This window comes from Sorangium sp. So ce1504 (genome assembly GCF_051521635.1).
Classification (GTDB): domain Bacteria; phylum Myxococcota_A; class Polyangia; order Polyangiales; family Polyangiaceae; genus Sorangium; species Sorangium cellulosum_B.
The window spans coordinates 8538075-8551766 of sequence record NZ_CP150365.1 but is presented as its reverse complement, the minus strand read 5'-3'; the positions used below and the strand labels follow the sequence as shown (position 1 = coordinate 8551766).

The window sequence follows — 13692 nt, the reverse complement described above, 5'->3', positions numbered from 1 at the left end:
ATGGCAAAGCGGAGCCCCTCATGACGGCCGATCCCCCGTTCCTCCCCGGCGCCGCGCCGAGCGCCGGTGCGCGTCCGTCAGGTTGTCCCCGACTCCGCTGCGTGGAACGCTGTGCTCCAGCCCGCTGGCCTGCACCATTTCGCGACGCGGAAGGGCCGTCTTGGGCTAGTTTCCCCTTATAGACCGGTGGTAGAGGAGCCCTGGAAAGCAGCGAAGGACGTGAATGCGCTCGAGGCCTCCACCTCTCGGCCTCCCGTAGGTCGTCCGCTCATCATCAGCGGCGATCCGCTCGCTTCGCTCCGTGGACGAGGCACCGCGGTGTCCTCCAACACCGCCCTCGGTCGGCTGCTCCGCGAGTCGCCGCGGGCGATCGCTGAGCTGCACGAGCAGGAGATCGCGCTGGGGATCGACGTGGTCCGGGCGCTCACGTCCGCGACGACGACGCGCGCCCTGGCGCCCATCGGCATGGCGTTCCGCGCCGCCGCGCTGACCGGAACCGCGGTCGAGCTCGCTACAGAGGCGGCGGGCGCGGCCGCGCGCCGCGTGGCGGTGGCGGGTATCCTGGGCCACACTGCTGCCGCGCCCATGGCCGACCGGATCGCCGAGGATTACGCCGTCCATGCGGCGAGGCTGGCGGCGGCCGGCTGCGAGATCCTCGTCGCGTGCGGCTTCGATCCAATCCAGGCAGCGTGCGTCGGCCCCACGGTCGCGCGGCTCGCGCGCCGCGCGGCGGTGGTCAGCGCCAGCACGACGCAGCTGGCGACGTGGGCGCTCGTGGAGCTCGATGGCGCCGGGCGCACCGCCGATGGCGAGGGCTTCGAGGAGGTCGCCCGCTCAGCCCTCGACGGCGGCGCGGACGCGTTGCTCTTCGAAGTGCCGTCGGTCGAGCTCGGGCTCAACTTGCTCCGGCGCCTCGAGGGCGTCGCGCATGAGGTTCAGGTCGGCGTGCTGCTCGGCGCGGAATCTGTGCAGGCGGACGGTGCCGACCGCATCGCGCCCGCCGAGATCTGCGATGCTTGGGCGGCGTCGGCGGCGCGGCTCATCGAGGCGGGCGCGCGAATGCTCGGGGGAGGGACGGGGACAACGCTGGCGCACCTGGGCGCGCTCGCGAAGATGCTCCGTACGACGCAGCGCGCGCCCCTTCTCAGGCGCGCGCTCTAAGCGAGAACGAAACCCAACCGGAAACGTGATGATGGCCGATGCAAGCCACGGGAGTGAGTCGAAGTCTCAACCGTTGGAGACGTTTGACGATCTGCTGTTTCCCTTCCACGAAGCCACGAAGCCCGAGGCCCTTCACCGGATCGGCGCCGAGGCGGAGAAGTTCGGTGTCGATGCCAGGACAGGCGCTGCCATCCCGTACGAGGGCGAGCGGAGCATCCTCAACATCCTTCAGGCGCTCGTCGAGCGGCACGGGTGGACACCCGAGCACGAGACCCCCGGCGGTCCGCTGATCGCGCTCGCCCGGGCTGGCGCCTCGGTGACCCTCGAGCCAGGCGGGCAGCTCGAGCTGTCCGGAGCACCCCTCGAGAACATCCACCAGATCTGTATGGAGATGAGCGGGCACCTCGCGGAGCTGCGCGACATCTCCGCCGAGCTCAAGCTGACCTGGCTCGGCATCGGGTTCCACCCCTTCGCGTCGCAAGCCGATCTCTCCTGGGTGCCCAAGGCGCGCTACGCGATCATGCGGCGCTACCTGCCGACGCGCGGCGCGCACGGCCTCGACATGATGCGCCGCACCGCCACCGTGCAGGCGAACTTCGACTACGCCAGCGAGGAGGCGGCGATGCGCGCGCTCCGCGTGTCGCTCCGGCTCTCCCCGCTCGTGACGGCGATCTTCGCCAACTCCCCGTTCTACGAGGGGGCGCTGTTCGGCGGGCGGAGCTACCGCGCCAAGGTCTGGCTCGACGTCGACGCCGCGCGGCAGGGGCTGATCCGCGACGTGCTCGAGCGCGGGCGCCGCTTCTCGGACTACGTCGCGTGGGCGGTCGACGCGCCGATGTTCCTCTTCAAGCGCGACGGCGAGGTGATCGAGAACACGAGGCAGACCTTCCGCGACTTCCTGGAGCACGGCTTCGAGGGGCACCGGGCCACCCGCGGCGACTGGGAGATGCACCTCAACACCCTCTTCCCGGAGGTCAGGCTGAAGCGGACCCTCGAGGTCCGCGGCGCAGACTCGCTGCCGGCCAACCTCGTCTGCGCGCTCCCGGCGCTCTGGGCGGGCATCCTCTACGATGCGCGCGCGCTCGACGAGGCCGACGCCCTGTCCGAGAGCTTCAGGTTCGACGAGCTCGAGGCCGTGCGCCCGAAGATCGCCGAGCGCGCGCTCCGCGCCACGTTCCGCGGCAAGCCGCTCGCGGCGCTGGCCGAGCGGCTCGTCTCGATCGCCTCGGGCGGCCTCGAGCGGCGCGCGCGCCTGAACAAGAACGGCAAGGACGAGCGCGTCCACCTCGATCGGCTCAGCGCGCTCATCGCCAAGGGGCAATCCCCGGCCGATGCTCTCGTCGATGGACTCAGCAACGACGACCCGGACCTGCGAAGCAAGATCCTCGAACGTGCGAGGATCTAGCCGCGGCTCGTCGCCGAGGCGGCGCGGGGCGGCGGGCGCGCCGGGGGGAGGACGTCGATCGGCATGACGCTCGTCTACCTCCTGGGCACCTTGCTCCTGGTGCTCCTCAACGCGTTCTTCGTCGCGTCCGAGTTCGCCATCGTCAAGATGCGGCCGACGCGGCTGGAGCAGCTCGTCCGCGAGGGGGACGCGCGGGCCCGGCTCGCGCTGCAGATGTCGCAGCGGCTCGACGCGTACCTGTCCGCCAACCAGCTGGGCATCACGCTCGCGTCCCTCGGGCTCGGCTGGATCGGCGAGCCGGCCATCGCCCAGCTCATCGAGCCGTTGCTCGCGCCGCTCGACGCCTGGTCGGGGGTCGGCGCGCACGCCATCTCCGTCGGTATCGCGTTCATCCTGATCACGTCGCTCCACACCGTGATCGGAGAGCTCGCGCCGAAGTCGCTCGCGATCCAGCGGACCGAGAAGGTTACGCTCTGGGCGGCGCGGCCGCTGCACGGCTTCTTCGTCCTGATGTGGCCGGTCATCTGGGTGCTCAACTCGATGGCGAACGGGTTCGTCCGCCTCTTCGGGCTCCGGCCTGTGGGCGAGGAGGAGTTCGCGCACACGTCGGAGGAGCTCCGGCTGCTCTTGACCAAGAGCCCCGCGGGGCTCGATCCGGCGCTGCGCAGCATGCTCGTGCGCATCTTCGATCTGCGCCGGCGCACGGCGAGGCACGTGATGTCGCTCCGCTCCGACGCGGCGACCCTGCGCGCGAACATGACGATCGACGAGGCGGTGCGGATCGTGGCCGACGCCGGGTACTCCCGGTACCCGGTGCTCGACGAGCAGGGCAAGAACGTGCTCGGCTACCTGCACCTGCGCGACCTGTTCGACGTCCTGAGCCACCGCCGCCGCGCGGCGCGCGTCGCCGAGCTGCTCCGCAAGCCGATCTTCGCGCGCGAGAACACCTCGGTCGAGCGCCTCCGCCTCGAGATGCAGGCGCGCCAGGTGCCGGTGGCGATCATCACGTCGGCCTCGGGCGAGTTCATGGGGCTCGTGACGATGGAGGACCTCATCGAGGAGATCGTCGGCGAGATCCGCGACGAGAACGACGAGGAGGTGCCGCCCATCCACCGCCGCGGCGGCGGCATCGTCGACGTCGACGGCCGCGTCCTGCTGACGGACCTGGAGCGCGACGCGCACATCGTGCTGCTGCCCGAGGTGAAGACCGTCGAGACGGTCGGCGGCTACATGCTCGGCCGGCTCGAGCACCCACCCGAGGCGGGCGAGCGCGTCGAGTGCGAGGGTTACACGCTCGTGGCGATGGATGTCGCCGGCCGGCGGGTACGGCGCGTCCGCATCGTCCCGACCGACGCGGCCGGGGGCGAGCGATCATGACGAGCGCGGCTCCCCGCGCCGCGGATCCGCGCGCCAGCGCCGTCCGTCAGGGGCGCCGCCTCCGGGCGTTCGCGGCGAGGCGCGCACCCTGGAATCGGTCGCCCCGGGGACGAACGGCGCGCGGATCCAGGTACAAACTTCGGCGGACCGGTACTACCCTGGCTTCGTAAGTGGAAACGCTTGCAACTCGGATCTTGCGCGATGGCCCGCTGAACGAGCTCGACGCCGTCGGCTGGGCCATTCGTCTTGCGAAGCGGATCGAGGCGCTTCACGCCCTCGGCGTCGCGCACGGCGCCATCTCGCCGGAGTGCGTGCTCACGACCGCGGTCGATCGCACCTCGAAGGCGATCCTGGCCGACCTGCGCCAGACGCCGAGCCGCATCGCGTACCAGTCGCCCGAGCGGGTCGGGGGCGGGACGCTCTCGGCCGGCGACGACGTGTGGGCCATCGCGGCGACGCTCTACGAGGTGCTGACCGGGGCGAGCGCCTTCGGCGGCGGGAGCGACGCCGAGACGCGGCAACGGATCTCGAGCTCCTCACCGGCGCCGCTCGCCGTCTTCGACGTGGGCGACGACGATCTCCAGCGGGTCCTCGACGATGCGTTCCAGCGCGATCGCTCCGCGCGGACGACGAACGCCGCCGCGTTCCGGCGCGCTCTCGAGGAATGGCACCCCGATCCCGCGGTGCGCACGCTGCTCCCGCTCGACGACGAGGACGCGACGAACGACGAAGACGACGACGAGGTGCGCACGCTGATGCGGGTCTCGCCGTTCAGCTCGAGCCAGCTCGACGAGGTCATCGCGCAGCGCGCGGCGGCAGCGGCGGCTGGGCAACCGGCGCCGCCTCTCCCGGCCGAGCGCGCGCGGCCCCCGGCGGCGCAACCCGGCGCGCCGGCCCCCAGGCAGGGCGCCGCCCCGATCCCCAGGGCGCCCGCCGCGGCTCCGGCCGCGCAAGGGCGCGCTCCGGTCGCGCGAGCGCGCGTCCCGGGCGTGGGGGCGGTCCCGGTGACCCAGACGTCCGGCGACGCCCGTGAGGGCTCGGAGCCCAGGATGGCCGCGCGGGAGGCGACGCCCCTGAACCTCCGCGGGCCCGCTGGACCAGCGGCCGCAGCGCCCGCGCGCTCCGGAGGAGCGGCGCCCGCCCCGCACCGCGCGCCCGACGCGGGGCGGCCCGCGCCAGGCGCGGCGCCGCCGGCTGGAGGGCCTCGAGAGCCGCACGCGGTCGCAGCGCCAGCGCCGGCGTTCCCGGGGCGCGAGCGCCCGGACGCAGAGCCCGAAGCTGTCGCGAGACCTCAGCCCCGGAGCGGCGAGCTACCTTTCCTCGGCGATCTCGACGGGGACATGCTCGACGAGTCCACGCTCGATGCGCCCACGGTCGTCGACGACCGCGACGATGACGACGACGACGTCCCCACGCGGACGCGGGAGGCTCCCACGCCGGTCGTGCCGCCCCCGGTCGACGCGACGCCGACGCTCGGCGCGCCCCAGGCGCTCGCCGATGCGGCGGCGACAGGTCGCTCCGCTACGGCGCCGCTCGAACGAGCCGCGGGGGCGCCCGCGGCCGCGTCGTTCACGAGGGCCGACGCGGGGGGCGGAGCGCTCCTCGGGCCGACCTCCGCCGCAGCCGGCGCGCTCAGCCCATCGCAGCAAGCCTCGGCGGCCACGCACGGCGCCGTCGCCGCGCAGCAGAGCGCGGCGCCCGCTCAGAGCGCAGCGCAGGGCTCAGCCGCGCCGGCGCCGCCGCCCCTCGGCACGGCCGACGGTTTCGGCCTGATCTCCGACGTGCCGCCTGACCGCTCGGGGCGGCTCGGGATCATCATTGCGGTGGTGGTGGCGCTGCTCCTGGCGGGGGGGGCGATGCTGTTCGCCGCGCAGCTCGGCCTGCTGGGGGCCGCGCCCACCGCGCCCGGCAGGGGGGCGGTCGAGCCGGTCCCCGCGCTGGCCGTCGCGTCGATCGTGGCTCGCTCGCGGCCGGAGCGCCTCCTTGTGGAAGCTCTGGATCTGCGCGTCGAAGCCGCCCATGTCCACGCGCAGGAGCGTCTCGGGCCGGAGGCCTGAGCGGCGCGCGACGGCCTCGGTCCGCGCGGGGAACGGCGAGATCCACACCATCCTGCCGCCCGGGGCGAGCGCGCGCGCGGCGCCCTCGACGAAGCGGTCGAGCATGGCGTCGAGATCTCCCGTGCGCTCGACGCGCCGCCCGAGGGGCGGGTTCGTCAGGATCAGCGTGGGCGCCTCGCCCGGGGGCGGCGCGCCGCCCGCGTCGCGCTGGAGGAGCTCCGCGCCCCGCGCGCCCGCGGCGTCGAGGTTCTCGCGCGCGATCTGCAGGGCCCGAGGATCGCGATCCGAGCCCACGAGCCGCCGGTACGGTCCGAGCAGGGCGCGCTCGCAGAGCTCGAGGCCCGAGCCGACGAACGGATCCCAGACGACGTCGTCGCCGCGCGCCCCCGCGATGCGCGCGAGCGCGGCCGCGATCGTCGGGTGCGACGCCGCGGGCACGTCGCCCCGGCGATACGCGAACCGTGTGTCGGGCAGGCGCGGCGCGAGCTCGACCCGCACCCGGCCCGCGCCCTCGTAGACGACCACGTCCCACGTGCTCTGGGTCGGATCGTTCACGAGCTCCGGGGCCTCCGCCTCCACGGCCGCCGCGGCGCGGAACACCGCTGCCCGGCGCTTGCCGCCGCCGGCCCAGTCGATGCGGTAGCGGATCGCGCCCTGGGTGAAGCGGCGCAGGATCTCGCGCGCCTCCCGCGAGAGCAGCCGCTCCGCGACCGCCGCGGCGAGGTCGGCGCCCTGGTCGAGCTTCCGCAGCGGCAGCGGGAACGCGAACGACAGCATCGTGCGCGCCCCGAACAGGACGTCGAGGCGGCCGCTCAGCACCGCCTCGACCCGCGCGCCGCCGCACGGATCGCTCCGGAGCTCGGGGACGAGCGCCCCGCCGGGAGAGTCCGCGTCGAGCGCCGCGAGCTCCTCGGCGAGGATCGCCTCGAGCCCGCGCCGGCAGCGCACCGCCACCCGGAGGGGGCGCTCCGGCGCGCGATCGCCGGCGATCTCGGACGGCTCGCCGCGCGTGAGGGTCCTCCTGGCCAGGAGCTCGGCGCGCGCGCGCACGCCGGCGATGTCGTCGCCGTCGAGCTCGGCCAGCGCCTCGAGCGCGGCGCCGCCGCCCACCTTGCCGAGCGCGTCGATCAGCGCGCGGCGAACGTCAGGCGAGCGCTCGCTGCGCGCCGCCTCGGCGAGCGCCTGCTCGACGAGCGCTCGCCCGGCGTCCGCCGCGGGCGGCTTGCCGAGCGCCACCGCCGCCATGCGGCGCGTGCGGCGATCGTCGTCGCCGAGGCAGGCGAGCAGGTAGTCGCGCGCCCGCTCCGAGACCTCGGGCTCGATCGGCCCCGCGGCCATCAGCTTGCCGACGAGCCGGGTGAGCGGCGCGCGCAGCGCCGGCGGCGCGCCGGCCGCGCGCTCGATCGCGGCGGGCAGCGCCGCAGCGCCAGCGCGCCGCAGCGCCCGCTCCGCCAGCTCGGCGGGCTCATCGGCCGTCTCGAGCAGATCCATCAGGGCGGCGAAGTGGCGGCGGCCCGGCGTGAAGCCCGGATCGGAGAGGGCGCGCTGGAGGTCGGGGTCGAGCGTGGCGGGGGGGGTCATCGTGGCTTGTAACTCCGCGTATTTATGTGGATCCCGGCGGTCACAGCGGGCCGGGATCTCGGGGGACGCCTGCGCCGCTCTCCGAGCGCGCTCGACTTTCGCGACAAGCGCGGCGTTCCAGCAAGCTCTTTCGGCGCCGGGGCTCTCGGCGCTCTCGTTTTCGGTCGCCGGGTCGCTAGAGTCTCAATCATGCCGGATCTGAGCCAGGTCATCCCGAGGACGGCGTTCCCGCACGACGTGCTTCGGGCGGCCCTGGACGCGCTCGAGGCGGGGCGGCGGGTGGTGCTCGCCTCGGTGGTGGCGCGGCACGGCTCGGCGCCGTCGACGCCGGGGCAGAAGCTCTGCCTCTTCGACGATCTCACCGCGATCGGCACGATCGGCGGCGGCGCCGTCGAGCGGGCGGCGCTCGGCATCATGGGGCGCGCGCTCGACGAGCTCGCCAGCGCGCCGAAGCTCGAGACGTTCCGCCTGGGCCCGACGCTGGGCATGTGCTGCGGAGGCTCGGTCGAGGTGCTCATCGAGCCGATGCTGCCCGCTGTGCACGTCCTCGTGATCGGCGCCGGGCACGTGGGCGCGTTCGCCGCGCCGCTCCTCGCGTCGCTGGGCTTCCGCGTGACCCTCTGCGACACGCGCGCCGCCGCCGCCGACCCCGCCCGCGTGCCGTCGGCGGCGCCGCTCGCCCGCGCGCCGTCGGCGTACGACGATGCGCCGCGGGATCTCGCGCCGGCGCCGGGGGAGCAGGTGCGGCTCGTGCTCGCCGAGCACGACGACCCGGATGTGCTGACGGGCCTGCCGAGGGAGCTCGGCGAGGCGGCGGCGCTCGTGATGACGCACGACCACGCCCTCGATCAGGAGGCGCTCGCGTGGGCGCTCGCGCGCGGCTTCGGGTACGTGGGCGGCGTCGGGAGCCGCGCGAAGGCCGCGCGAACGCGCGCGCGGCTCGAGGCGAAGGGGGTGCCGGAGGGCGACGTCGCGCGGGTCAGGATGCCGGTCGGCCTCGACATCGGGGCGCGCACGCCGGCCGAGATCGGCGTCGCTCTGGCCGCGGAGCTCGTCGCGTGGCGCGCGGGGCGGCAGCGCGCTCGATGGTCATCGGCCGGCACGACGTCCGCCGGAGAGGAGCAGGCTGGATGAATCGAGTGACCACGATCGTGCTCGCCGCGGGCGCGGGCAAGCGGCTCGGGGGGCCGAAGGCGCTCCTGGCCTGGCCGTCATCGACGAAGGGCGGGGCCGAGCGGCCGCTGGCGATCGCGCACGCGGAGGCTCGCCTCTCGGCCGAGAGCGCGCGGGTGCTCGTGGTGGTGCGCAGCTCCGTCTTTCACGCGCTGCTGGCTCATGTGCAGCCCGGCATCGACCTGGTCTCGTGGTCCGCGCCGGACGACCTCGGGCCGGCGGGCTCGCTGGCCGTCGCCGCGCCGCGCATCGGCGACGCCGACGCCGTCATCGTGACGCCGGTCGACGTGCCCCCCGCGCGCGCCGCGACGGTGGCGCGGCTGCTCGCCCGCCTCGAGGCGGGCGCCTCCTCGACGACGCCGCCGCTCGCGGTGCGGCCGCGGCACCTCGGCCGCGGCGGGCACCCGGTGGTGCTGCGCACCGAGGCGCTCCAGCGCTACCTGGAGGCCGATCCACCGCCGCTCCGGGATCACCTGAGGGCGCTCGGCGACAGGTGCGTCGACGAGGAGGTGGACGATCCAGGGGTGCTGCACGACCTGAATGTGCCGGTCGACGTGATCCGCGTGCTCGGGGGCCCGCCGCGCTTTCTCGCCTGAAGGCGGCCGGCGATCGTCCCCCTGCGCGGGTCACGCCGCGCGGCGCGCGCGGGTCGACGCGTCCCGGGGGACCGGGCTATCGTCGGTGAGGAGGAGCATACGAATGGCGACGAGCCCTCCAGCGTCAGCGAGCACCGTGGGGAGCAGCGTGCCCCGTACGGACGGCCCTCCCAAGGTCACGGGGGCGTCGCGCTATGTCGACGACATCCCGGCGATGCCGGGGGAGATCTTCGGGCGCACCGTGCGGAGCCCCGTGCCCCGCGGGATCCTGCGGGGAGTGCGGCTCGACCCCGCGTTCGACTGGAGCGACGTCACCGTCGTGCTCGCCGAGGATGTCCCGGTCAACGTGGTCGCGCTGATCCTGGACGATCAGCCGATCCTCGCGACCGGAAAGGTGAACCACGCCTACGAGCCGATCGTCCTGCTCGGCTGCGCGGACCGGCTGAAGCTCGCGCGGGCGGTTCAGGCCGTCGCGCTCGACATCGATCCGCTGCCGCCGGTGCTCGACGCGCGCGCCGCGCGGGGTGGCGGGGAGATCATCTGGGGCGCCGACAACGTCATCAAGCGGTACCTCATCACGAACGGGCGCGCCGACGCCGCGCGGGAGCGCGGCGAGGCGAGCGAGGCCGCGATCGACGCGGCGCTCGCGCGCTGCGAGGTGGTCGTCACCGGGACGTACGCCTCGCACCACCAGGAGCAGCTCTACATCGAGCCGCAGGGGGTCATCGCCTGGTGGGACGAGGCCGGCGCGCACGCGACGGGCTCGATCCAGTGCCCGTTCTACGTCCACAAGGCGTTCCTGAGGGCGTTCGGGCTCCCTCCCGATCGGATCCACATCACCCAGTCGGTGACGGGGGGCGGCTTCGGGGGCAAGGAGGAGTACCCGTCGATCATCGCGCTCCACGCGGCGCTGCTCGCGAGGAAGAGCGGCCGCCCGGTGCGCATGATCTACGACCGGACGGAGGACATCGAGGCGACGACGAAGCGCCACCCGGCGTCCTGCGAGATCACGAGCGGCTGCGATCGCGACGGCGCGCTGCGCGCGCTGAAGGTCCGGATCCTCATGGACGGCGGCGCGTACGCGACGCTGACGCAGGTGGTCCTGTCGCGCGGCGCCCTCCACGCCGCGGGCGCCTACCGCTGGGACGACGTGTGGATCGAGGCGACCGCCGTGGCCACGAACACGCCGCCGAATGGCGCCTTCCGCGGCTTCGGCGCGCCGCAGACGATCTGGGCGATCGAGCGGCACCTCGACCGCGTCGCGCGGGAGCTCGGCTGCGATCCGCTCGATCTGAAGGCGAAGAACGTGCTTCGCCCCGGCGACTCGACCGCGACGGGGCAGGTGCTCCGCGTGAGCGTCGCGGGCGAGGAGTGCATCACGCGGGCGATCGCGGCGAGCGGTTACCGGCAAAAGCGCGCGGCCGGGCCGGTCGTCCGCGGGCGCGTGGCGCGCGGGATCGGGCTCTCGGTGTTCATGCACGGCGCGGGCTTCACCGGGTCGGGAGAGCGCTACTACAAGGGTAAGGTCGCGCTGGATCTCGTGCCCGGCGGGCGGCTCCGCATCCGCACGGCGTCGACGGACATCGGCCAGGGGACGGAGACGGTGTTCCGGCAGATCGCCGCGGACGCGGCGGGGCTGCCGCTCGATCGGATCGAGTTCGCGGTGCCGTGCACGACGACGGTCCCCGACTCGGGCCCCACGGTGGCGTCGCGCACGGTGATGGTCGTCGGCTCGATCGTCGAGGCCGCAGCGCGGGAGCTGGCGAGCCGCGTGCGCGCGGAACAGGCATCGGCGCAGGAGCCGCGCGCCGTAGGGGAGGGCGGCGCGGGCGCCGCGGCGGGGCCTCCGGCGCTGAGCTTCGAGGAGGCGGCCGACCGGCTGCTGGCGCGCGAGGGCCAGGTGACGTCGCTCAAGCAGTACGAGCCGCCGAGCTATGTGCGCTGGGACGACGAGGCGTACAAGGGAGACGCGTACCCGTGCTTCGGCTGGGCGTGCGACGTGGTCGAGGTCGAGGTGGACCTCGACACCTTCGAGGTGACGGTCGTCGACTTCTGGTCGGCCACCGACGTGGGCAAGGCGATCCACCCGGTGATGTGCAAGGGGCAGATCGAGGGCGGCAGCCTCCAGGCGATCGGCTGGGCGCTCTCCGAGGAGATCGTCTGGCAGGGCGGCAAGATCAAGAACCCGCGGATGACCAACTACATCATCCCGACGTCGCTCGACGCGCCGCCGTTCCATGTCGTGCTGGTCGAGGAGCCGTTCCCGTTCGGCCCGGGCGGCGGGGCCAAGGGCATCGGCGAGATGCCGATGGATGGCGGCGCGCCCGCGGTGGCCGCGGCGGTCGAGCACGCGACGGGGATCGCCGCGCGCGCGCTGCCGCTCACGCCGGAGCGCCTGCTCGAGGCGGCGCGGGGCGCCGCGGCGCCCCGCCCTTCGGCGGGGGGAGGGAAGCGTCCATGAAGGTATCGCTCGTCATCAACGGCTCGCCGCGCGAGGTCGATCTGCCGCCGCTCTCGCGGCTGCTCGACGCGCTCAGGGGCCCGCTCGGGCTCACGGGCACGAAGGAGGGGTGCGCGGAGGGCGAGTGCGGCGCGTGCACGGTGCTGCTCGACGGCGACCCCGTGAACGCTTGCCTCGTCGCGATCGGGCAGTGCGAGGGGCGGCACGTGACGACGGTCGAGGGCCTCGCATGCGCCGGACACCTGTCGCCGCTGCAGCGCTGCTTCGTCGAGGAGGGGGGCGCGCAGTGCGGGATCTGCACGCCGGGCATGCTGCTCTCGGCGGAGGCGCTGCTCGCGCGGAGCCCGGATCCGTCGGAGCTCGAGGTGCGCGAGGCGCTCGCTGGCAACCTGTGCCGCTGCACCGGGTACCAGCGGATCGTCGAGAGCGTCCGCGCAGCCGCCGCGCTGCGCCGCGGCGGGGGAGGGGCGGCGCCGTGAGCCTCGCCGATCTGCGCCTGTTCGAGATGCGGCACGTCGCCGGGCTCGGCCCGCTGTGCGAGATCGTGGCGGAGCGGGCCGCGCTCGGCGCGCCGGTCACGCTCCTGGCCGGCGGCACCGACTGGGTCGTCGAGCAGGAGCTCAGGCCTCCGCTCGATGTCGCGGCAGGGAGCCCGGCGGCGCCGCTCGTCGTCGACGTGTCCCGGCTCTCGGAGCTGCGAGGCATCTCGCTCTCCGGCGACACGCTCCGGGTCGGCGCCGCGACGACGTACCTGGAGATGCTCCGGAGCGACGCCATCGCCGCGCGGGCGCCGCTCCTCGCGCGGATGAGCCGCGACGTGGGCGCGGTGCAGATCCAGGCGCGCGGCACGCTCGGCGGCAACCTGGCCACGGCGTCGCCGGCCGCCGATGGCGTCGCCGCGCTCGCCGCCTACGACGCGACCGTCGTGGTGCAGAGCGTCCGCGGGGAGCGGCGCATCCCGATGAGCGCCCTGCAGACGGGCTACAAGCGCACGTCGCGCGCGCCGGACGAGGTGATCGTCGCCGTGGAGATCGCGTTGCCGGCGCCCGGGTCGCCCTGGTACTGGCGCAAGATCGGCGCGCGACGGGCGCAGGCGATCTCGAAGGTCGCGCTCGCGGGTGTGGCCGAGGTGCGATCCGGGCGCGCCGCGCGGCTCGGGCTGGGGATGGCGTCGGTCGCGCCGACGACGGCGCTCCTGCCGAGCGTGCGCGCGCTCTGCATGTCCCGTCCGCTCGCCGAGCTCACCGCGGCGGAGATCGACGCGGCGGTCGCGCAGGACATCTCGCCAATCGACGACGTGCGCTCGACGCGCGCCTACCGGGAGCACTGCGCTTGCGGGGTGGTGCGGGAGCTCCTTCGGCAGCTCGGCGCGCCGGTATGATCATTCCATCCAGTCGAGCTGCGCGGCCTCGGGCCTCCGGCTGCGCCCGCCGGGGAATGTCGGCCGCTCGTACGCTGGCGGCGGGAGCGGAGGTTCCGCGTCCATGTCGTGGCAGCGCGCGCATCGCCGCGGGGTGGTGGTGCCGGCCTGGAAGATGGTGACGCAGCCGCAGGCTGGGCAGATCATGCCGATGTCGTAATTCATGAGCACTCCTCGACGACGAACGCTCCGGGGCGGTCCGAGCGGCGGGAAGATGCGCTGAAGGGGCGACGTGGTTGCGACGGCGCGGCAACATCGCGTGGAAGCTCCGGCCCTGCGGGGCAGCCCATCGGAGGCGCGTCGTCGAGAAGCCCGTCCTCTTCCATTCCCATTCCGAACGCGCTCCTGCGCCTGATTCCATGCCGAACGCGCTCCTGCGCCTGAGAACGAGGCGGCCTCTCTCGGACCGGCGGAGGCCTTCTGTGGCTGCGCGGACGGCGGTGCACGCTCCTTGTCGTCTG

At 74.2% G+C, this 13692-nt stretch carries 10 protein-coding genes; 8 read left to right on the top strand and 2 right to left on the bottom strand.

Annotated elements, in window-relative coordinates; all coding sequences use genetic code 11:
* Window positions 1–111 precede the first annotated feature (111 nt).
* The 3 genes from WMF39_RS32120 to WMF39_RS32110 all read left to right on the top strand — a co-directional run bounded on the left by WMF39_RS32120 (window position 112) and on the right by WMF39_RS32110 (window position 3943).
* Entirely contained in the window at window positions 112–1161 is a 1050-nt protein-coding gene (locus tag WMF39_RS32120; protein WP_437740294.1) for a homocysteine S-methyltransferase family protein, read from the top strand.
* Window positions 1162–1234: 73 nt separating this feature from the next.
* Entirely contained in the window at window positions 1235–2566 is a 1332-nt protein-coding gene (locus tag WMF39_RS32115; protein ID WP_437740293.1) for a glutamate--cysteine ligase, read from the top strand.
* 63 nt (window positions 2567–2629) lie between these two features.
* A complete protein-coding gene (locus WMF39_RS32110) occupies window positions 2630–3943 on the top strand; it encodes a hemolysin family protein (RefSeq protein WP_437740292.1) in 1314 nt (437 codons plus the stop codon).
* 1721 nt (window positions 3944–5664) lie between these two features.
* On the opposite strand, the gene WMF39_RS32105 is transcribed toward WMF39_RS32110, so the two are convergent.
* Window positions 5665–7581 carry a HEAT repeat domain-containing protein gene (locus tag WMF39_RS32105; RefSeq protein ID WP_437740291.1) on the bottom strand — a complete coding sequence of 639 codons (1917 nt, stop codon included), beginning with the start codon at window positions 7579–7581 and terminating at the stop codon, window positions 5665–5667.
* Window positions 7582–7770: 189 nt separating this feature from the next.
* Between WMF39_RS32105 and WMF39_RS32100 the strand changes: the two genes are divergently transcribed.
* The 5 genes from WMF39_RS32100 to WMF39_RS32080 all read left to right on the top strand — a co-directional run bounded on the left by WMF39_RS32100 (window position 7771) and on the right by WMF39_RS32080 (window position 13192).
* Window positions 7771–8715, top strand: coding sequence for an XdhC family protein (locus tag WMF39_RS32100; RefSeq protein WP_437740290.1), 945 nt, complete (start codon window positions 7771–7773; stop codon window positions 8713–8715).
* Window positions 8712–9350: a nucleotidyltransferase family protein gene (locus WMF39_RS32095; RefSeq protein ID WP_437740289.1), complete on the top strand. Its 639-nt coding sequence runs from the start codon at window positions 8712–8714 to the stop codon at window positions 9348–9350. The genes WMF39_RS32100 and WMF39_RS32095 overlap by 4 nt, the downstream gene beginning before the upstream one ends.
* A 103-nt stretch (window positions 9351–9453) precedes the next feature.
* The gene (locus tag WMF39_RS32090; RefSeq protein WP_437740288.1) at window positions 9454–11811 is read left to right on the top strand and encodes a xanthine dehydrogenase family protein molybdopterin-binding subunit; all 2358 of its coding nucleotides are present in this window, start codon (window positions 9454–9456) and stop codon (window positions 11809–11811) included.
* Window positions 11808–12290 carry a (2Fe-2S)-binding protein gene (locus WMF39_RS32085; RefSeq protein ID WP_437740287.1) on the top strand — a complete coding sequence of 161 codons (483 nt, stop codon included), beginning with the start codon at window positions 11808–11810 and terminating at the stop codon, window positions 12288–12290. The genes WMF39_RS32090 and WMF39_RS32085 overlap by 4 nt, the downstream gene beginning before the upstream one ends.
* The gene (locus WMF39_RS32080) at window positions 12287–13192 is read left to right on the top strand and encodes an FAD binding domain-containing protein (RefSeq protein WP_437740286.1); all 906 of its coding nucleotides are present in this window, start codon (window positions 12287–12289) and stop codon (window positions 13190–13192) included. Before WMF39_RS32085 ends, WMF39_RS32080 begins: the two co-directional genes overlap by 4 nt.
* Here the strand turns inward: WMF39_RS32080 and WMF39_RS32075 are convergent, their stop codons facing one another.
* On the bottom strand, window positions 13193–13396 hold the full coding sequence (locus WMF39_RS32075) for a hypothetical protein (RefSeq protein WP_437740285.1): 204 nt from the start codon (window positions 13394–13396) through the stop codon (window positions 13193–13195).
* Between the last annotated feature and the right edge of the window lie 296 nt (window positions 13397–13692).